This is a genomic window from Pandoraea soli, from assembly GCF_902459595.1.
In the GTDB taxonomy this organism is placed as follows: domain Bacteria; phylum Pseudomonadota; class Gammaproteobacteria; order Burkholderiales; family Burkholderiaceae; genus Pandoraea; species Pandoraea cepalis.
Map to the genome: position 1 here is coordinate 299,645 of NZ_CABPSG010000006.1, position 17,574 is coordinate 317,218.

Genomic DNA, 17,574 nt, shown 5'->3' on the forward strand with positions numbered 1-17,574 from the left:
CAATGTCCCGACGCGCTCCCGCCTATCGCGTCACGCATCGTTCGACCCCTCATGCATGACATCGGTTCGCGGGGATCGGCACACCAGCCCCTTGTCGCGACGCCACAACCCGCAGAGAATGGCGAGTCGGCCGGCGGGCCGGTGCGTTTTCGCGACGCTCCACCGTGCCAACCCACGTCCTTCACCCCCAAGCTTGCCCAGATGCCGCTCGATCTTCCGGCCGTACCCCTTGTTTGCCGTCTCCGCAGAATTCGCCGCGATGGAATTGCCCTGGCCGCTGTCTGGCTCGCCACGCTCAGCGCCCACGCCGCCATCTCCGTCAAAGACGACTCCGGTGCCACGGTTACCCTCGCGGCCCCGGCCCGGCGCGTGGTGAGCCTCTCGCCGCACGCAACCGAGTTGCTGTTTGCGGCCGGCGCGGGCGACAAGGTCGTGGGTGTGGTCGCCTACTCCGATTACCCCGAGGCCGCACGTCGCCTGCCGCGCGTCGGCGACAACAGCGCGCTCGATCTCGAACGCATTCTCTCGCTCAAACCCGACCTGCTCGTCGTGTGGATGCATGGCAACTCGCAGCGTCAGGTCGAAGCATTGAAGCAGTTGAAACTCCCCATCTTCTATTCAGAGCCGAAGCATCTGACGGATCTACCCGCGGCAATCGAGACGCTGGGCACGTTGACGGGAACGCCCGCCAAAGCGCAAGCGTCGGCGCAAGCGTTTCGCGCGCGCTACGAAGCGCTGCGCAAGCAGTACGCGTCGCGCTCCCCTGTCGCGGTCTTCTATCAAGTGTGGACGCAACCGCTCATGACGCTGAACGGCAACGCTATGGTGAGCGACGTGATCCGGCTGTGCGGCGGCGTGAACGTCTTCGCCGACGAAGCACCGCTCGTGCCGCGCGTGTCCATCGAAGCGGTACTGGCCAAACAGCCGGAGGCGATGTTCACGGCGACGCTTGGCGCAACAACGTCTGCCAAACCGCTCGCCACGCTCGAGGCTTGGCGCAAGTGGCCGCAGTTGCCTGCCGTGGCCCATAACAACCTGTTCGGCATCGACGGCGACCTCATCAGCCGGCCCGGCCCGCGCATTCTCGACGGCGCACGCGCGATGTGCGAAGACCTCGATATCGCTCGCGCACGTCGCCAACCCGCCGCGCAGTGATGCGCTCGCGGGGCGGCGCTCGGCCGCTCACACGTTCCAGCGAATCAATCGCGCGTGGCCGTCGTCGGCGACGTGAAGATGACAGAGGGCGCCGAAGTCGAGCGCCCATGACAGGCATGCCGTGGTCGGCATGCGCAACGTCGTCGCCGTGTGCAGGCGAATCGGTCCCGCGTGGGCGACGACCACATGTACCTCGTTCGCAGCGCTCGCCGCGTCACACAATCCCATCGCCCATGCATTCATGCGCACCACGATGTCGCGCGCGGATTCACCGCCGGGAGGCGTGAATCCATTGATGTCGAGCGCCCAAGCATCGAGATCGCGCCGGTCTAAGGCGTCCCACGATCGCATTTCCCAGGCGCCAAAGTCCATCTCCGCAAGTCGGGCGTCTTCCATCACCGGCAAACCGAACGACGTCGCCAAGGCATCGGCGGCGCGTCGTGCGCGCTGCAAGGGGCTGCTGTGAATCGCCGTCGGCGGGCGGCCATCGAGTTGCGCCGCGAGTCCGGCCTGCATTGCGGCGACACAGGCGTCGAAGCGCGCTGCATCGACCGGCAAGTCGGTCCGGCCGTAGCAGACGGAAGACGCGACATCGGGCGGCGGATGCCGCATCAGGATCAGATCCATGCGCACACCGTGAGATACAGCGCGAGTTCGCCGAGTTGTTGGGCAAAGCCGAGCGTGTCGCCGGTGTAGCCACCGAGACGTCGGCGCAGATAACGGATGAAACCTGCGCGCAACGCGATCAGCACCACCGCGCCCGTCACGCCGGCGCGCCAGTCGGGCCACCCCCACCACGGCACGCTGCACGCCACGCCGAACAACAGGTCGCGCAGGCGCAAACGTTGCGCGACCGGCTTGGCCTTGCCTTCCGCACGAACGTAATCGAGCGAGCGCAACAGACTGATCGCCATGCTGCGGCTGGCGGCGTGCGCGCCGATCAGCACGACGGCAAAGCCGCCCCACCCCGCCGCCGCCTGGATGTCGACGAGGGCCTGCCATTTGACGGCAAGCGCCAGCCACAACGCCACCGCGCCGTAGGTGCCGATGCGCGAGTCGTGCATGATCTCCAGCACGCGCTCACGCGTGAACGCGCCGCCGAACGCGTCGACCGAATCGGCCAACCCGTCCTCATGAAAAGCCCCGGTGAGCAGCACACTGATGCCCAACCCCAATGCAATCGCGAGGTGCGGCGACCACAACCGGCCCATCGCCACCGTCAACAACGCGACGAGCGCGCCGACGAACACGCCGACAAGCGGGAAATAACGCGTCGCGGCATTCAGTTGCTCGGGCGAATGACCGACCCACGGCGGAATCGGCACCCGTGTGAAAAACCCGAGCGCGGTCAGGAAAAGCCGCACCTGTCCCTTGATGCCCCCGAACGCCCCTGCAAAAGCCGCTTCGGGCGCCGGGCGATCCTGCGTAGCCAACGCGCTCGAGGGCGCATCGACATCGTCGCAGGGGCGCGAAGGATCGGGGGACGAGGGGGTCATTGGTCCGACGCCTCGCGCTCACTCACGCCCGCTCCTTCAAACGTTGCCATCTCGCGCAGAAACGCGGCGGCCGCCTGAATGAGCGGCATCGCGAGTGCAGCGCCCGTGCCCTCGCCGAGACGCAGGCCCAGTTGCAGCATCGGCGTCGCCGTGAGGATCTCGAGCATGGCTCGATGGCCGGTCTCGTCCGACGCGTGCGCGAAGACGCAATAGTCGAGCACCGCCGGCGACACGCGCGCGGCGACCAACAGCGCCGATGTGCTGATGAAGCCGTCCACCACGATGACGAGTCCCAACTTCGCGGCCGCGAGATATGCGCCGGTCATCATCGCGATCTCGAAGCCGCCAAAGGTGGCGAGCGTCTCCAGCGGATCCGGCAGCCCGTTCGCCACGTGCGAATGCGCCGCCAGCGCACGTTCGAGTATGGCGGTCTTGCGCGCGAGACCGGCGTCGTCGACACCGGTGCCGCGCCCGACACATGCCGCGAGCGGCAGGCCGGTCAGCCGCTGCATCAGGCACGCCGCCGACGACGTGTTACCGATGCCCATCTCGCCAAAGCCAATCATGCGCGTGCCAAGCGAGGCGTGCGCCACAACGCGCGCGGCCCCGGCGGCCAACGCCGTTTCGAGTTGCTCGCGGGTCATGGCGGGCGCCTCGAGGAAGTTCTTCGTACCGCGCGCCACGGGAATGTCGACGAGCGACGCATGCGACGGAAAATCAGCCGCAACGCCCGCGTTGATGACCTCCAGCCCAATGCCGTGGGTGCGGCAGAACACGTTGATGGCCGCACCGCCGCGCAGGAAGTTATGCACCATCTGTGCGGTGACGGCTTGCGGATATGGACTCACGCCCGCAGCGACGATGCCGTGATCGCCCGCGAACACCAGCATGGCCGGACGCGCGAGATCGGGCGTCGCGCTCTGCTGAATCCGGCCGATCTGATGGGCCACGCGCTCGAGCGCGCCCAGGCTGCCGGGCGGCTTCGTCTTGATGTCAATGGCATGCCTGAGCGAGGCGTCCATCGCTGTAGCAGGCGCGGCGATATCGAACAGTTCGGCGAGCGAGGGGCTGAAAGCATTCATACGGTGACGTCCTGAAACAATGAGGCGATGGTTACATTTCCACGCCGGCCTGCGCACGGATGCCTTGGGCAAACGCATGCTTGACCGGCGTCATATCGGTCACGGTGTGGGCTACATCGATCAGCGCTTGCGGGACGCCGCGTCCGGTGATTACCACGTGCTGCATCTCCGGTCGTGCCAGCAAATCGGCGATCACCGTGTCGACGTCGAGATAGCCAAGCTTGAGGGCAATGTTCAACTCGTCGAACAACACCAGACCGAACGACGGGTCGCGCAACATTCGGCGCGCTTGCTCCCAGGCCGCTTCGGCCTTCGCGATGTCGCGCGTGCGGTCCTGCGTCTCCCAGGTGTAGCCCTCGCCCATCACGAAAAACTCGCACTCCGAAGGAAAGCGGCGCAGGAAAGTCTCCTCGCCCGTCGGGATCGCGCCCTTGATGAACTGCACGACGCCCGTCTTCATGCCGTGCCCCATCGCGCGCACGACCATGCCGAAGCCGGAGCTCGATTTGCCCTTGCCATTGCCGGTCGTGACGACGATCACGCCGCAGTCGCGCTGGGCCTGCGCGATCTTGTCGTCGATCACCTCCTTCTTGCGCGCCATGCGCGTGCGATGGCGCGCGTTGCGCCCGTCGTCGGATGCCGGTTCGGATGGGGATTGCGGGACGTCTTGCGTCATGAAAAGCACCTGTCAAAAGCGGGCGTGCGACGCGGGACGGCCGCACGCGGTTGGGAGTGTACGCCCGTACGACGGGGGCACCATGCTCGCCATTCACACGCGACGCACGGGCACGAGGGCCTCGTCGTCGCCATCGCGAATGAGGCGCAGCGGATACCCGAAAGCATGGCTGCAATGCTCGGCGCAGAGCACGTCGCGCACCGCGCCGGCACGCCATCCGCCACGGCCGTCGAGCAGCAGCGCGTGCGTGGCGAAGCGTCGCGCCAGATTCAAATCGTGGCACGAGAAGATGACGGCGGCATCAATGCGTTCGGCGTGGCGCGCGAGTCGCTCAAGCGCGTCGATCTGGTGATGCAGATCGAGATGCGAGACCGGTTCGTCGAGCAACAGCAACGGCGTGGTCTGAGCCAGCACGGCGGCCAGCGATACGCGCTGGCGCTCGCCTCCCGAGAGCGTGGTGACGTCGCGCGCGGCGAAGCGCTCCAGACCGACCTGCGCAAGGGCGGCCATGGCGGCAGCGATATCGTCGTCCGACTCCCATGCCCCCCAGCGACCTTGCGCCAAATAAGGATGACGGCCCGTCAGCACGACTTCGAGCGCGGTGGCGCCGAACGCGTCGCGTGTTTGTTGCGGCATCAGCGCGCGCACCTTGGCGAGCAACGCCGGACGCCACTGCGCCAGCGCCTTGCCGCCAAGCGTCACGCGGCCGCTGGCGCTGAGCGGGGCGTCGCGTGGCGGTGTCTCGTCCACATGACGCAGTCCGGCGAGCGTGCCGAGCAATGTCGTCTTGCCTGCGCCGTTGGGCCCCGCCAGACACCAGCACTCGCCCGGCGCGATCACAAGATCGAGCTGGTCGACGAGCACCCGTTCGGCGGCGCGCAGTGTCAGCGCATGTGTTTGCAGCAGCGGCGCGTTCATTGGATGGCTCGTCGGGAAAGCAGCCACAGGAAGACGGGCACGCCGATCATCGCCGTGATGACGCCAACGGGCAATTGCGTCGGCGCAATAACGGTGCGCGCCACGAGATCGGCGAACATCAGTAACGCCCCGCCCCCGAGCGCGGCGGCCGGGAGCAGCATGCGCTGATCGTTGCCGAAGCGCAAACGCAGGATGTGCGGCACGACGAGACCGACGAAGCCGATGCTGCCCGCGGTGGTCACGGCCACGGCGGTTGCCAGCGACGCCGCCAGGTAGATGCGGGCACGCAGCGGGCCAACGGCCACGCCCACGCCATGCGCCACCGCTTCGCCGCGCAGCAGCACATTCAGGCGATGCGCGACCGGACACACGATGAGCAGCGTCGCCGCGAGCGCGACCAGCGGCAGCCACGCGCGGTCGACGCCGTTCAGATCGCCCGTAAGCCAGAACAGCATGCCGCGCAGGCTGGCGTCGGGCGCGAGGGTAAGAATGAGCGTGGCGAGCGCGCCAAAGCCGGCGGCCATCATCACGCCGGTCAACAACAATTGGGGGCTGCTGTCCTGATCGCCAGGGCGCAGAAAGCTTCGGTGAGCGAGCGCCATCACGAGGGCAATGGCGGCAAGCGCGCCGGCGAAGGCGCTCATCTGCACCCAGAAAAAGGGCAGCATGAGCGCCAGCGAAGCCAGCGCGGCAACCCCCGCGCCGCCGGAAATGCCCAGCACGTAGGGATCCGCGAGCGGGTTGCGCAACAGCGTTTGCATCAGCGTGCCCGCCACCGCGAGCAGCCCGCCACAGGCGAACGCGGCGAGTGCGCGCGGCAGGCGCAGACGCCAGACCACGTCGCCCGCAAGACCGGCGTCATGACCGAGCAGCAGCGTGCCGATTGCGCGCAACGAGACCGGCACGCTCCCGAGCATGAGCGACGCCACGAGAACGGCCAGTGCCAAACCAGCCAGTCCCGTCCAGATGGCGAGCGCGCGACGCAGCGTCATACGGCGTCTCGCCCGGCGAGAACGTCGTTAGAACTGCTTCCAGCCGAGCGAGACGTAAATCGCGCGTCCGAGGGTGTTGTAGCCATAGACCGTCTGGTAGTTCTTGTTGAAGACGTTGTCGAGGTGCGCCGAGACGTACCAGGATTTGTCGATATCGTAGCGCGTCTGCAGGTTCACGAGCGTGTAGGCCCCGAGATGCTGACCGCCCGTATCGTAACGCTCGCCGCTGTAGAACACATCGCCGCCGACGGTGAACTTGCCGAACGTCTTCGACAGACCGACCGCCCCGAACTGCCGGGCGCGACGCGCCAGTTGCTTGTCGGCATCCAGATCGGTTGGGTTCTGCCGCGTGAACGACGCGCGCACGTCCACGCCGAGGAACGGACGGCCCGCGTAGGTCAACTCGAGGCCCTCGACGCGCGCGTTTGCGACGTTCGTGGCCGTGTACGGGAACACCGTGAGTGACTGGATCAGGTTCGTGTAGTGGGTCCGGAACCCCGTCAACTTGACCAGACCGAGGCGCTCGCCGCCGTTGAACTGCACGGCGAGTTCCTTCGAAATCGAGCGTTCCGGTTGCAGGTTCGGATTGCCGAAGCCCGGATAGAACAGCTCGTTGAAGGTCGGTGCGCGAAAGCCGTCCGACGCATTGGCCATGACCTTCCACTGCGGCGTGAGCAAGTAGCCGTAGCCGGCCCAGTAGCTGTTCGCGCCGCCGAAGTCGGAATACACGTCGCGTCGCACGTTGGCCTGAATCTGATGCTTGCCGAATCGTCCCTCATATCCTACGTAACCCGAATCGAGATGGCGGTTGTTGCGGTCGTAGTTCGTACTGCTCTCGACCGTCTGCTCCAGACGCGTGTAGCCCGCGATCAGCTTCTGATCCGGCATGAACGCGTATTCGTTGGCCCAGTCGATCTGGTTGCTCGACGTATGGAAGTTGCCGTTACCGCTGCCGTTCAGATAGTTGTAGCTGTAGTCGTCGCCCTGCGTGACGGTAATCCGGGTCTTCCACTTGTCCGTGAGGTTGCCCTTCGCAAAGCCTGAAATCTGGCGCACGCGGGTGTCGGTGTCGTTCAAGTCAGAGGGCTTGCCGTAGGCATTGTCGTAGCTGCTGCTGCCGTCGCTCTGGAACAGGCGCGCACCGACCTCCCACGTGTCGCCGACCTTGCGCGACAGCGATGCGCTCACGCTCGTGTTGCCGTCGCCGTTGCGGTTGGGGTTGACCTTCGGAGCGAAGCGCGGGTCCTGCGCCGAAATGCCGTTGGTGTGAAACCGCGAGACGTCCAGTGAGAAGCGGGTCTTGCCGTCGTCGAACGAGCCGGCGATTCCGGCGTTGGCCTGCGTGGTGTTGTTCGTGCCGTAGCCCACTTCGGCATAAGCGCGGGGCGGGCCGCCGTTGCCCTTGCGCGTGAAGATCTGGATCACGCCGCCGACGGCCTGCGAACCATACAGAGCGGAGACGTTGCCGCGCACGATCTCGATGTGGTCGATTTGCGACACCGGGATCTGGGCGATGTTGGTCGTACCGGTCGTGGCGGCGTTGACGGGCACACCATCGATGAGCACGAGCGAAGCGTTCGATGCCGCGCCGCGCATGAAGACGCTCGCCGACGCGCCGAAACCGCCGTTCTGCACGATTTCCACGCCGGCCTGTCCGCGCAGCAGCGTCGGCAAATCCTGCGTCTGGCTGCGTTCAATGTCTTCGCGCGTGATCACCGAGGTGGCCGCCAGCGTGTCTGTCAGCGTCTGCTCGGTGCGCGAGGCTGTCACCACGGTCGCCTTGAGTTGCACGGCGGTGGCGCTGTCGGTCGTGTCGGTGGCCTGAACCGCCGGTGCCGCCGGTGCCGTCGATGCGGCATCGGCAGACTGGGCATGAGCGCCGATGCTGGCGGCCAGCAGGGCAGTCGCAAGGGCGAGACGATGGGGGGCGGGAACCAAGGCGGCGGGTGCCGGGGCAACGCGGGTAGTGCGGCTAAAAGCAGGCGCGTGCAGCGCCATCGCGCGAACGTGGGTGCGCATGATCGGGTGTGACTTCCGTAGTTTTTTTATTGCCTAGGCCCGTTCCCCCGCAGGCCGCTGGCGCAAGGGGAGCGCCGGTGACACGTCACGGATGCGAAGCATCGACACATGAAAACGACGACTGCCCGCCACCGGCTGCGCCGGATGGCATGGCGTTTCCCCACTCACTCAGGCCGGTATCCGGGCTTGTCATTGTGGCGCCTGACCGGCCTTCCCGCGAGCGGATAACTCACAGTGGCGATAAAGGTGAAGCGCGTTTTCGGAAACCTTTCGGGCCGAAAGAATGACTTACCGTTGCGGGGGCAGCACAGGTTGGCCAGCCCGTGTGGGGGCGCGGCTCCCTGTTTCCCGTTTAACTGCGCATGCCGGGAGGGCGTGCGCGAGCACCGAAGTGCCGCAAGTGTAGGGGCCATTCGAATGAGCGTCAATGCTCATTCATCGGGCATTGGCCGCCGATTCCGTTAGAATGTAGGGCAATTAAGAGGACGCAGCCCGATGCTCACCGATCTCGACAATCTCACCGAAAAAATTGAACAGTTGGTTGTGATCAGCCAACGTTTTCATCAACACAACCAGGCGCTGCTCGCCGAACTCGATCGCGCGCGCGCCGAATGCGACGACACACGCACTGCCATCGAGCAGTTACGCGTCGAGCGCGACGCCCTGCGTCTGCAGCGCGATCAACTCGCTGCCAAGATCGACGAAGCGCAGGTTCGCCTGAATGCCATTCTGGAAAAGCTCCCGACGCAGAACCCCACTGAAGGTCAAATGGATCTGCTCGGCACCCCCGGTGGAGAAAACGCATGACGATCAAGCAGCTCGAAGTCAATATTCTGGAACAGTCGTACCGGCTCGCTTGCCCGCCGGAACACGAGGCCGACTTGCTGTCTGCGGTGTCGCGCGTCGATGCCGAGATGAACAAGGTGCGTGCGCAAAGCAACGTGCGCGGCACCGACCGGATTGCCGTCATGGCAGCCTTGAGTCTGGCATCCGAATTGCTTGCGTTGGAAAAAAGTATTGCTGCCGGACAAGCATTCCCCGCAGAAGAAATTCAGAGTAGAATGAATCGCATGAACGAACGACTGAGCGCTGTGATCGATCAGTATCAAAGCTGAAAATTCACTGGCTGCCGTTCGATTCAAAAAGTTAGTTTTCCCTGCCTGGTTCGCGAAAGTCATAGATTCCTTGAACCAATGATCTGTTGCAGGTTGCGGAAGTTTGTAGTGCTGGTGTGATCGTCACTCTGTCTGATGAACCCGAAGCGTTACTAACCGCGACCACCTTGAGCCTCACGGTTCAGGATGCCGGCTTAGCGGCTGAGGCGGGGACCCAATACACGGCACTGCGCATGCAGTGCCGTTTTTTTTATCCATTGCGTTCGTGTCCGCACGTCGCGCTCGCGCAAAAAAAGCGGCCCGCAGGCCGCCTTTCCCTCGATCGCGCCACGCCAGCGTGACAGGCCGATCAGAACTGCGCTTCGCTCAACGACAGGGTCGACGCCGCGCCCTCGGTAATCGCCAGCGCAAGGCCCGGGGCACGCGTGAGAAAGTGATCCGCAAAGAAGCGCGCGGTACCGATCTTGGCATCGTAGAACGACGGATCCTGATCGCGTAACGTCTGTGCGGCCAGCAGCGCGCGTCCCATTTGCCAGCCACCCAGCACGATACCGGCAAGCGTCAGATACGGCACGCTGCCTGCAAACACCGCATTCGCATTGTCCTGCGTGTTCGCGAGCACATAGTCGACCGCGATCGAGAGCGCTTCGCGCCCCTTCGCCAGACGGTCTGCCACGCCCTGCCCCACGCCGCCGAGCGCACGCAGTTCGTTTTCCGTGACCTTGATCTGCTCGCACAGGGCACGCGCGACGGCGCCGCCGTCGCGCAACGTCTTGCGGCCGATCAGATCGTTCGCCTGAATCGCCGTCGTGCCTTCGTAAATCGGCAGGATGCGCGCGTCGCGGTAGTACTGCGCCGCGCCCGTCTCCTCGATAAAGCCCATGCCGCCGTGCACCTGCACGCCGAGACTCGTCACCTCCAGCGACATCTCGGTGCTCCAGCCCTTGACGATCGGCACGAGGAATTCATAGACAGCCTGTGCGCGTTTGCGTTCGGCGGCGTCTGCTGCATGATGACCGATATCGGCGTGCGCGGCCGCCACGTAAGCGAGCGCACGCGCGCCTTCGGTCAGCGCACGCATCGTCATGAGCATGCGCTTGACGTCCGGGTGATGAATGATGGCCACGGCGTCGCGCGACGAGCCGTCCACCGGCCGGCTTTGCTGACGATCCCGGGCGTACGCCACGGCATGCTGATACGCACGTTCGGCGATGGCCACGCCTTGCATGCCGACCGCGAAGCGTGCGGCGTTCATCATGATGAACATGTATTCAAGGCCGCGATTCTCTTCGCCGACGAGGTAGCCCGTCGCCCCGCCGTTGTCGCCGAACTGCAGCACCGCGGTCGGGCTCGCCTTGATGCCGAGCTTGTGTTCGATCGACACGCAGTGCACATCGTTGCGCGCCCCGAGATTGCCCTCGGCGTCGACGTTGAACTTGGGCACGATGAACAGCGAAATGCCCTTCACGCCCGCAGGCGCATCGGGGGTGCGGGCGAGCACGAGATGCACGATGTTCTCCGCCATGTCGTGTTCGCCGAACGTAATGAAAATCTTCGTGCCGAAGATGCGATACGTACCGTCGGCCTCCCGCTCGGCGCGCGTGCGCACCATCGCGAGATCGGAGCCCGCTTGCGGCTCGGTCAGGTTCATCGTGCCGGTCCACTCGCCCGACAGCAGTTTCGGGACGTAGAGCGCGCGTTGCGCATCGGTGCCGGCGGTGAGCAATGCCTCGACAGCACCGTCGGTCAGCAACGGGCACAGCGCGAACGACAGGTTCGCGGCATTGAGCATTTCCGTGCATGGCGTGGCGACCAGCTTCGGCAGCCCCTGGCCGCCGAACGCCTGCGGATGCACCACGCCCTGCCAGCCCGCGTCGGAGAACTGACGAAACGCCTCCTTGAAGCCCGGCGTGGTCGTGACGACGCCCTCCTTCCACGTACTCGGCTGCTGGTCGCCGATAACGTTCAGCGGGGCCAGCACTTCCTGATTGAAGCGCGCCGCTTCCTCGAGCACCGCCTGCGCGAGTTCAGGCGAAGCGTCCTCATAGCCCGGCAGCGCCGAGATGCTCGTCAGATCCGCCAGTTCGTTCATCACAAACTGCATGTCCTTGATCGGGGCCTGATAACTCATGTCGTTCCTCCAACGAATTCCGATTGTCTGCGGATGACGGCGAATGCCGAGATGCTTAGGATATCTTTATATTTTTGTTTGACCGATTCGCATGAAGACGTCGCGCCGTCGCGGGCCAGCCTCCTCATGCGGATCGGCTGCGGGACACGTTCCCGCAGCCTCACCTCAGGACTCGCTTACAGCGCGCCCGTCAGCTCCGGCACCACCGTGAACAGATCGCCCACCAGACCGTAATCCGCCACCGAGAAGATCGGCGCTTCCGGATCCTTGTTGATCGCCACGATCACCTTCGAATCCTTCATCCCCGCCAAGTGCTGGATCGCGCCCGAAATGCCCACTGCCACATACAACTGCGGCGCCACTATCTTGCCCGTCTGACCGACCTGGTAGTCGTTGGGCACATAACCGGCATCGACCGCCGCGCGCGACGCGCCCAGCGCCGCGCCCAGCTTGTCCGCCAGCGGCTCGAGCACCTTCGTATAGTTTTCCCCGCTGCCCAGACCCCGGCCGCCCGAGACGATGATCTTCGCGCTCGTGAGTTCCGGACGGTCCAGCTTCGTCACTTCACGACCCACGAACTGCGACACGCCCGCGTCCGGCGTCGCCGCCACGGCTTCCACCGCTGCGCTCCCACCGCTCGCCGCAACAGGATCGAACCCCGTCGAGCGCACCGTGATCACCTTCACCTTGTCCGCGCTTTGCACCGTCGCAATCGCGTTGCCCGCGTAGATCGGGCGCTCGAACGTGTCGGCGCTGTCGACCTTCGTGATGTCCGAAATCTGTGCGACATCCAGCAGTGCCGCCACGCGCGGCGCGATGTTCTTGCCGTATGCCGTGGCCGGCGCCAGGATGTGGCTGTAGCTGCCCGCCAGCGAGACCACTTCGTCAGCGATGTTTTCCGCCAATCCGTCGCCGAAGTACGGCGCGTCGGCCAGCAGTACCTTCTTCACACCGGCGATCTGTGCCGCAGCATCGGCCGCGGCCTTCGCGTTGTTGCCCGCGACCAGCACATGCACGTCGTCGCCGCATTGCAGCGCGGCGGCCACCGTGTTCAGGGTCGCAGCCTTGATCGATTGATTGTCGTGTTCAGCAATTACAAGAATGCTCATCTCGTCGTCTCCCCTTAGATGACCTTGGCCTCAAGCTTCAGCTTCTCGACGAGCGCTGCCACGTCCGCCACCTTCACCCCCGCGCTGCGCTTGGGCGGCTCCACCACCTTGAGCGTCTTCAGGCGCGGCGTCACGTCCACCCCCAGATCCGCCGGCTTGACCGTCTCCAGCGGCTTCTTCTTCGCCTTCATGATGTTGGGCAGCGTCACATAACGCGGCTCGTTCAGGCGCAAGTCCGTCGTGATCACCGCCGGCAGCGACAGCGACACCGTCTCCAGCCCGCCATCGACTTCGCGCGTGACCTGAGCGCGGTTGTCCGCCACCGTCACCTTCGAGGCGAACGTCGCCTGCGGCAGCTTCGCCAGCGCCGCGAGCATCTGTCCGGTTTGATTGGAGTCGTCGTCGATGGCCTGCTTGCCCAGGATCACCAGTTGCGGCTGTTCCTTGTCAACCACGGCCTTGAGCAACTTGGCCACCGCCAGCGGTTGCAGCTCGTCGTCCGACTCGATCAGGATCGCGCGATCCGCGCCGATCGCCAGCGCCGTGCGCAGCGTCTCCTGCGCCTGCGCCACCCCCGCCGACACCGCGATCACTTCGGTCGCCACGCCCGCTTCCTTCAGGCGCACCGCCTCCTCCACCGCGATTTCGTCGAACGGATTCATCGACATCTTCACGTTCGCGATGTCGACTCCACTGCCGTCGCTCTTCACGCGAACCTTTACGTTGTAATCCACTACCCGTTTGACCGGTACCAGGATCTTCATGAACTCGCTCCAAAGTTACGTTAACGTCAATCCGCTGTCATTATAACCACACAGCGAATGACGTATTTATTGTCAATTCAATGCATTTTGTTGCGTCAATCCGTGATGCCCGCCTGATTTTCCGCAAATGCACAATCCGCAAGTCAGTGACGCCAAAACGCGACCAGCGCGCGCTGTCACGTAGCCGATCAACCTCGAACGATCGTGCTATTTTTATGGAAATCACGGCGTGCAGCCAGTCCCTGTGTGGTGCATTTCCTCTAGAGAAATCACCCCGCGGCTCGGGCGCCTATGATCGAATGGCGCACCCGATCATCGGTGTGCCATCGCCAGCGTGACGGCCACCCGGCCAACGCGCCAGGAGGAGACATGACTACGTATTCCGAATCGCGCCTGCTTGCGAGCGACGGTCTTTCACTGCACGTCCATTGCTGGACGCCCGATACCGGGGGGGCGCGCTTGCGCGCGGTAGTGGCCATCGTCCATGGGATGGGCGAGCACGGCGGGCGTTATGCGCGCCTGGCGGAGCACTTCGCCGCGCAAGGCCTCGCCACCGTCACTTACGACCTTCGCGGGCACGGCCGCTCGGGCGGCGCACGCGTCTTTGTGAAGCATTTCGACGAGTACCTCGACGACACTGAAATCTTCCTCACGCACGTGCGCACCCAGTTCGGTCCGGCACCGTTGTTCCTGCTCGGCCACAGCATGGGGGGCGCCATCGCGGCCTTGTACACCATCACCCGGGCACCGGCGAACGTGCGCGCACTGATGCTGAGCAGCCCGGCGCTCGCGCCGGGCGAGCCCGTCGCCCCATGGATGATGAAAGCCGGGCGCTGGGTGTCGCGCTGGCTGCCCAAGGTGCCCGTCTTCAAGATCGATCCTGCCATGATCGCGCGCGACAAGGCCGTGGTGGCCGCCGCGAAGCAGGATCCGCTCAACGCCTATCGCGGTACACCGGCGCGCACCGCCGCCGAGCTGCTCGACGCGATGGCGCGCATTCACGCCAACGCCGACGCGCTACGTCTGCCGCTTTACGTCTTCCACGGCACCGCCGATCGACTCACCGCGCCATGGGCAAGCGAGCAATTTCACGGCAACGCGGGCTCGCAGGACAAGACACTGCGCCTCTATCCCGGACACTTTCACGAAACGCTCAACGACCTCGATCGCGAAATGGTCATCGACGAACTGACACAGTGGCTGATGCAACACCTGCCCGAGACGCCAGCGGCGCAGCCGACGCAACCGACCGTCGGGGTCCACGACCGCGTGTGAGCATTGGCGTCGGCCAGGCACCCGACGCATGCCCGGAACCCCGCACGCGAGCAGGGTCTCGTCACGCGCGGCCCCGCTGCGCGCTACACTGAAGACGTGTGGAACCGCGAGGAGCCTCCGGCATGCAAACGCAGACGAAATACTCGCCGCAAACGGTCACCGGCATGCATTTCTGGACGCCGACGATCTTCAGTATCAAGACCACGCGACCGCCCGGTCTGCAATTTACAGCGGGACAGTTCGTGCGGCTCGGACTTCCCGACGACGACAGCGAAAGCGGCGAGATGATCTGGCGCCCCTATTCATTGGTGAACTCGCCCAACGAGGATACGTTGGAGTTCTACCTAATCACGATTCCGGAAGGGAAACTCACGCCGCGCCTGGCGCAGCTCAAGGTCGGCGACACGCTGTTCGTCGATCACACCGCCTATGGCTTCCTGACGCTCGACCGATTCACCGGCGGCGAAGACCTCTGGCTACTCGCCACCGGTACCGGCCTGGCACCCTTTGTGTCGATCCTGCGCGACCCCGCGGTATGGCACCGCTTCAAACGCCTCTTCGTCGTGCACAGTGTGCGATGGGAGCACGACCTCGCTTATTACGACGAGCTGAAGCATTTCTCGCACCCCGACGTCGATCCGTCGCTGGTCGATAAACTGCATTACGCCGCGTGCGTGACGCGCGAGCAAACGCCAGGCGCGCTGAACGGACGTGTGACGTCGCTGCTGGCGTCCGGCGAACTGGAGAAGGCAATGGGGGCGACGCTCGACCCGGCCACGTCGCGCATCATGGTTTGCGGCAATCCGGACATGATCAAGGCGCTGCGCGCCTGGTTCACCGACAAGGGATACGCCGTGAGCCGTACGGCGATGCCCGGGCCGCTCGTGCTGGAAAAGCAGTGGTAAGGCGCGAGAACCGCAACAAGGTCCGATGAGGGCGTTCGGCGCCCAAAACGCATTGGGCGCATCGGGGGCTTCGGGGCGCCGTCCCCGTCAGTCGGACCGCATCGCCCAGTCGGGGGCGCGCTTCTCGATGAACGCTTGCACCCCTTCCAGCGCGCATTCGTCCATCATGTTGCAGGCCATCGTCTGCCCCGCCATCTGATAAGCCGCCTCGATGCCGGTCTCGACCTGCCGGTAGAACAACCCCTTGCCCGCTGCCACCGCCGCGGCGGGCTTCGCCAGGATCGAGCGGCAGAGTGCCGCCACCTCCGCGTCGAGCCGCTCCATCGCCACCACACGATTGACGAGACCGCGCTCGCGGGCCGTCTCCGCGTCGATGAAATCGCCCGTGAGCAGCATCTCCATCGCCTGCTTGCGCGAGAGATTGCGCGAGAGGGCCACACCCGGCGTCGCGCAGAAAAGGCCGACGTTGATGCCGGAGACAGCGAAGCGCGCCGCCGACGTCGCCACCGCCAGATCGCACATCGCGACCAACTGACATCCCGCCGCCGTCGCAATGCCATGCACGCGGGCAATCACCGGCTGCGGCATGCGCTGCATCGTCAGCATCACGCGCGTGCATTGATTGAACAGCGCGCGGTAGCCGTCGAGCGACGGTTCGGCGCGCATTTCCTTGAGATCGTGTCCGGCACAGAACGCCGGACCGGCAGCGGCCAGCACGACCACGCGTGCGTCGGCATCGCGGGCCGTGTCGTCGAGCGCGCTTTGCAGCGCGTCGAGCATCGCTATCGAGAGGGCATTGAATTGGCGCGGGCGGTTCAGCGTCAGCGTGACCACACCGGCCAGCTCGCCTTCACTTCGCGTGATGAGGACAAGCGGCTCAGGCGCCGCTGTCGTCGCTTCGGATCCGGTCATGGTCTCTCTCCCGTACCGCGTCGTCTCGCGCGGCATCGCACAGTCGTCCAGCGCGAAATATCAAACGTCGGCGAGCACTTTCAGATGCGCCACGACACTGCGTCCGAGCGCCGAAAGGTTGTAGCCGCCCTCCAGGCAGCTCACGATACGCCCCTTCGCATGACGATCCGCCACCGCTTTCACGCGTTCGGTGATCCACGCGAAGTCCGCCTCGGTCAGCCCCAGATTGCCGAGGTCATCTTCGCGGTGCGCGTCGAAGCCCGCCGAGAAGAAGATCATTTCCGGACGGAACGCATCGAGTTGACCCAACCAGCCGTAGTCGATCGCCTCGCGGACCTGCATGCCCGAGGTACGCGCGGCGATCGGAATGTTGAGCATGTTCGGTGCCGGATCGACCGCGCCGGAAAACGGGTAGAACGGGTGTTGAAAAATGCCGCACATCAGCACGCGTTCATCGTTGCCGAACGCGGCTTCCGTGCCGTTGCCGTGATGCACGTCGAAGTCGACGATCGCCACCCGCGAGAGTCCGTGCACTTCGAGCGCGTGCGCAGCAGCGATCGCCACGTTGTTGAACAGACAAAAGCCCATGGCGCGCGTAGGCGTGGCGTGATGGCCCGGCGGGCGAACGCTGCAAAACGCGTTGTCGAGCTCGCCGCGCAGCACGGCATCGGTCGCCGCAATCGCCGCACCGGCCGCACGCGTGGCCGCACGCCACGAATACGGGTTGAGCAGCGTATCGGGATCGATCGGGAAATAGCCGGACTCGGGGATGTTGTCGCGAATGAAGTCGATGTGATCCTGCGTGTGCACGAGCCGCAGGCTGGCCTCGTCGGCGGCCGGGGCTTCACGGCGCTCGAGCAGGCCGTCGATGCGCCCTGCGATCAATTGGTCCTCGATGGCACGCAGCCGTTCGGGACATTCCGGATGCCACTCGCCCATTTCGTGACGGATGCAATCGGGGTGCGTATAAAACCCGGTAGCCATTCGGTGTGTCGCCTATCGCTTCGAATCGTTATGGTGGAACG

Annotated in this window: 17 protein-coding genes, 1 other RNA gene and 1 riboswitch; of the genes, 6 read left to right on the plus strand and 12 right to left on the minus strand. The window is 64.9% G+C overall.

Going from position 1 to position 17,574, the window contains the following annotated elements:
- The first annotated feature begins 201 nt into the window (after positions 1–201).
- The gene (locus tag PSO31014_RS13295; RefSeq protein ID WP_150552044.1) at positions 202–1,155 is read left to right on the plus strand and encodes a cobalamin-binding protein; all 954 of its coding nucleotides are present in this window, start codon (positions 202–204) and stop codon (positions 1,153–1,155) included.
- Between the two features lie 27 nt (positions 1,156–1,182).
- Here PSO31014_RS13295 and PSO31014_RS13300 read toward each other — a convergent pair whose 3' ends face one another.
- From PSO31014_RS13300 to PSO31014_RS13330, 7 genes are all read right to left on the minus strand, one after another.
- Positions 1,183–1,782, minus strand: coding sequence for a histidine phosphatase family protein (locus PSO31014_RS13300; protein WP_150552045.1), 600 nt, complete (start codon positions 1,780–1,782; stop codon positions 1,183–1,185).
- A complete protein-coding gene (locus PSO31014_RS13305) occupies positions 1,773–2,651 on the minus strand; it encodes an adenosylcobinamide-GDP ribazoletransferase (RefSeq protein ID WP_246176623.1) in 879 nt (292 codons plus the stop codon). The genes PSO31014_RS13300 and PSO31014_RS13305 overlap by 10 nt, the downstream gene beginning before the upstream one ends.
- Positions 2,648–3,733 carry a nicotinate-nucleotide--dimethylbenzimidazole phosphoribosyltransferase gene (cobT, locus tag PSO31014_RS13310; protein WP_150552046.1) on the minus strand — a complete coding sequence of 362 codons (1,086 nt, stop codon included), beginning with the start codon at positions 3,731–3,733 and terminating at the stop codon, positions 2,648–2,650. Before cobT ends, PSO31014_RS13305 begins: the two co-directional genes overlap by 4 nt.
- A 31-nt stretch (positions 3,734–3,764) precedes the next feature.
- Positions 3,765–4,409, minus strand: coding sequence for a cob(I)yrinic acid a,c-diamide adenosyltransferase (cobO, locus tag PSO31014_RS13315; RefSeq protein WP_150552047.1), 645 nt, complete (start codon positions 4,407–4,409; stop codon positions 3,765–3,767).
- Positions 4,410–4,502: 93 nt separating this feature from the next.
- On the minus strand, positions 4,503–5,327 hold the full coding sequence (locus PSO31014_RS13320; RefSeq protein ID WP_150552048.1) for an ABC transporter ATP-binding protein: 825 nt from the start codon (positions 5,325–5,327) through the stop codon (positions 4,503–4,505).
- The gene (locus PSO31014_RS13325; protein ID WP_150552049.1) at positions 5,324–6,319 is read right to left on the minus strand and encodes a FecCD family ABC transporter permease; all 996 of its coding nucleotides are present in this window, start codon (positions 6,317–6,319) and stop codon (positions 5,324–5,326) included. The genes PSO31014_RS13320 and PSO31014_RS13325 overlap by 4 nt, the downstream gene beginning before the upstream one ends.
- Positions 6,320–6,346: 27 nt before the next feature.
- The gene (locus PSO31014_RS13330) at positions 6,347–8,338 is read right to left on the minus strand and encodes a TonB-dependent receptor plug domain-containing protein (RefSeq protein WP_150552050.1); all 1,992 of its coding nucleotides are present in this window, start codon (positions 8,336–8,338) and stop codon (positions 6,347–6,349) included.
- A gap of 154 nt (positions 8,339–8,492) precedes the next feature.
- Positions 8,493–8,744, minus strand: a riboswitch (cobalamin riboswitch).
- A gap of 89 nt (positions 8,745–8,833) precedes the next feature.
- On the opposite strand from PSO31014_RS13330, the gene PSO31014_RS13335 reads away from it, so the two are divergent.
- The 3 genes from PSO31014_RS13335 (at position 8,834) to ssrS (ending at position 9,670) form a co-directional block, all read left to right on the plus strand.
- Entirely contained in the window at positions 8,834–9,145 is a 312-nt protein-coding gene (locus tag PSO31014_RS13335) for an ATPase (protein WP_150552051.1), read from the plus strand.
- Positions 9,142–9,453 carry a cell division protein ZapA gene (locus tag PSO31014_RS13340; RefSeq protein ID WP_150552052.1) on the plus strand — a complete coding sequence of 104 codons (312 nt, stop codon included), beginning with the start codon at positions 9,142–9,144 and terminating at the stop codon, positions 9,451–9,453. The genes PSO31014_RS13335 and PSO31014_RS13340 overlap by 4 nt, the downstream gene beginning before the upstream one ends.
- A gap of 35 nt (positions 9,454–9,488) precedes the next feature.
- A non-coding RNA gene (ssrS, locus tag PSO31014_RS13345) (6S RNA) lies at positions 9,489–9,670 on the plus strand.
- A gap of 132 nt (positions 9,671–9,802) precedes the next feature.
- On the opposite strand, the gene PSO31014_RS13350 is transcribed toward ssrS, so the two are convergent.
- From PSO31014_RS13350 to PSO31014_RS13360, 3 genes are all read right to left on the minus strand, one after another.
- Complete coding sequence (locus PSO31014_RS13350; protein WP_150552053.1) at positions 9,803–11,584, minus strand: acyl-CoA dehydrogenase; 1,782 nt, start codon at positions 11,582–11,584, stop codon at positions 9,803–9,805.
- A 176-nt stretch (positions 11,585–11,760) separates the two neighbouring features.
- A complete protein-coding gene (locus PSO31014_RS13355; RefSeq protein ID WP_150552054.1) occupies positions 11,761–12,693 on the minus strand; it encodes an electron transfer flavoprotein subunit alpha/FixB family protein in 933 nt (310 codons plus the stop codon).
- Between the two features lie 14 nt (positions 12,694–12,707).
- Positions 12,708–13,457, minus strand: coding sequence for an electron transfer flavoprotein subunit beta/FixA family protein (locus tag PSO31014_RS13360; protein WP_150552055.1), 750 nt, complete (start codon positions 13,455–13,457; stop codon positions 12,708–12,710).
- 393 nt (positions 13,458–13,850) lie between these two features.
- Between PSO31014_RS13360 and PSO31014_RS13365 the strand changes: the two genes are divergently transcribed.
- Both PSO31014_RS13365 and PSO31014_RS13370 read left to right on the plus strand, forming a co-directional pair.
- Entirely contained in the window at positions 13,851–14,732 is an 882-nt protein-coding gene (locus PSO31014_RS13365; protein ID WP_425494877.1) for an alpha/beta hydrolase, read from the plus strand.
- Between the two features lie 122 nt (positions 14,733–14,854).
- The gene (locus PSO31014_RS13370) at positions 14,855–15,637 is read left to right on the plus strand and encodes a ferredoxin--NADP reductase (RefSeq protein WP_150552057.1); all 783 of its coding nucleotides are present in this window, start codon (positions 14,855–14,857) and stop codon (positions 15,635–15,637) included.
- An 87-nt stretch (positions 15,638–15,724) separates the two neighbouring features.
- Here the strand turns inward: PSO31014_RS13370 and PSO31014_RS13375 are convergent, their stop codons facing one another.
- Together PSO31014_RS13375 and PSO31014_RS13380 are read right to left on the minus strand one after the other, a co-directional pair.
- Complete coding sequence (locus tag PSO31014_RS13375) at positions 15,725–16,549, minus strand: enoyl-CoA hydratase (protein ID WP_150552058.1); 825 nt, start codon at positions 16,547–16,549, stop codon at positions 15,725–15,727.
- Positions 16,550–16,609: 60 nt separating this feature from the next.
- Positions 16,610–17,533 (minus strand): histone deacetylase family protein, encoded by a 924-nt coding sequence (locus PSO31014_RS13380; RefSeq protein WP_017232007.1) that lies wholly within the window; start codon positions 17,531–17,533, stop codon positions 16,610–16,612.
- Positions 17,534–17,574 lie beyond the last annotated feature (41 nt).

Coding starts and splice junctions, on each gene's coding strand:
- PSO31014_RS13375 (WP_150552058.1), bottom strand. CDS start 16,549: ATGACCGGATCCGAAGCGACGACAGCGGCGCCTGAGCCGCTTGTCCTC.
- PSO31014_RS13380 (WP_017232007.1), bottom strand. CDS start 17,533: ATGGCTACCGGGTTTTATACGCACCCCGATTGCATCCGTCACGAAATG.
- PSO31014_RS13340 (WP_150552052.1), top strand. CDS start 9,142: ATGACGATCAAGCAGCTCGAAGTCAATATTCTGGAACAGTCGTACCGG.
- PSO31014_RS13300 (WP_150552045.1), bottom strand. CDS start 1,782: ATGGATCTGATCCTGATGCGGCATCCGCCGCCCGATGTCGCGTCTTCC.
- PSO31014_RS13320 (WP_150552048.1), bottom strand. CDS start 5,327: ATGAACGCGCCGCTGCTGCAAACACATGCGCTGACACTGCGCGCCGCC.
- PSO31014_RS13355 (WP_150552054.1), bottom strand. CDS start 12,693: ATGAGCATTCTTGTAATTGCTGAACACGACAATCAATCGATCAAGGCT.
- PSO31014_RS13360 (WP_150552055.1), bottom strand. CDS start 13,457: ATGAAGATCCTGGTACCGGTCAAACGGGTAGTGGATTACAACGTAAAG.
- PSO31014_RS13325 (WP_150552049.1), bottom strand. CDS start 6,319: ATGACGCTGCGTCGCGCGCTCGCCATCTGGACGGGACTGGCTGGTTTG.
- PSO31014_RS13295 (WP_150552044.1), top strand. CDS start 202: ATGCCGCTCGATCTTCCGGCCGTACCCCTTGTTTGCCGTCTCCGCAGA.
- PSO31014_RS13330 (WP_150552050.1), bottom strand. CDS start 8,338: ATGCGCACCCACGTTCGCGCGATGGCGCTGCACGCGCCTGCTTTTAGC.
- cobT (WP_150552046.1), bottom strand. CDS start 3,733: ATGAATGCTTTCAGCCCCTCGCTCGCCGAACTGTTCGATATCGCCGCG.
- cobO (WP_150552047.1), bottom strand. CDS start 4,409: ATGACGCAAGACGTCCCGCAATCCCCATCCGAACCGGCATCCGACGAC.
- PSO31014_RS13370 (WP_150552057.1), top strand. CDS start 14,855: ATGCAAACGCAGACGAAATACTCGCCGCAAACGGTCACCGGCATGCAT.
- PSO31014_RS13335 (WP_150552051.1), top strand. CDS start 8,834: ATGCTCACCGATCTCGACAATCTCACCGAAAAAATTGAACAGTTGGTT.
- PSO31014_RS13350 (WP_150552053.1), bottom strand. CDS start 11,584: ATGAGTTATCAGGCCCCGATCAAGGACATGCAGTTTGTGATGAACGAA.
- PSO31014_RS13305 (WP_246176623.1), bottom strand. CDS start 2,651: ATGACCCCCTCGTCCCCCGATCCTTCGCGCCCCTGCGACGATGTCGAT.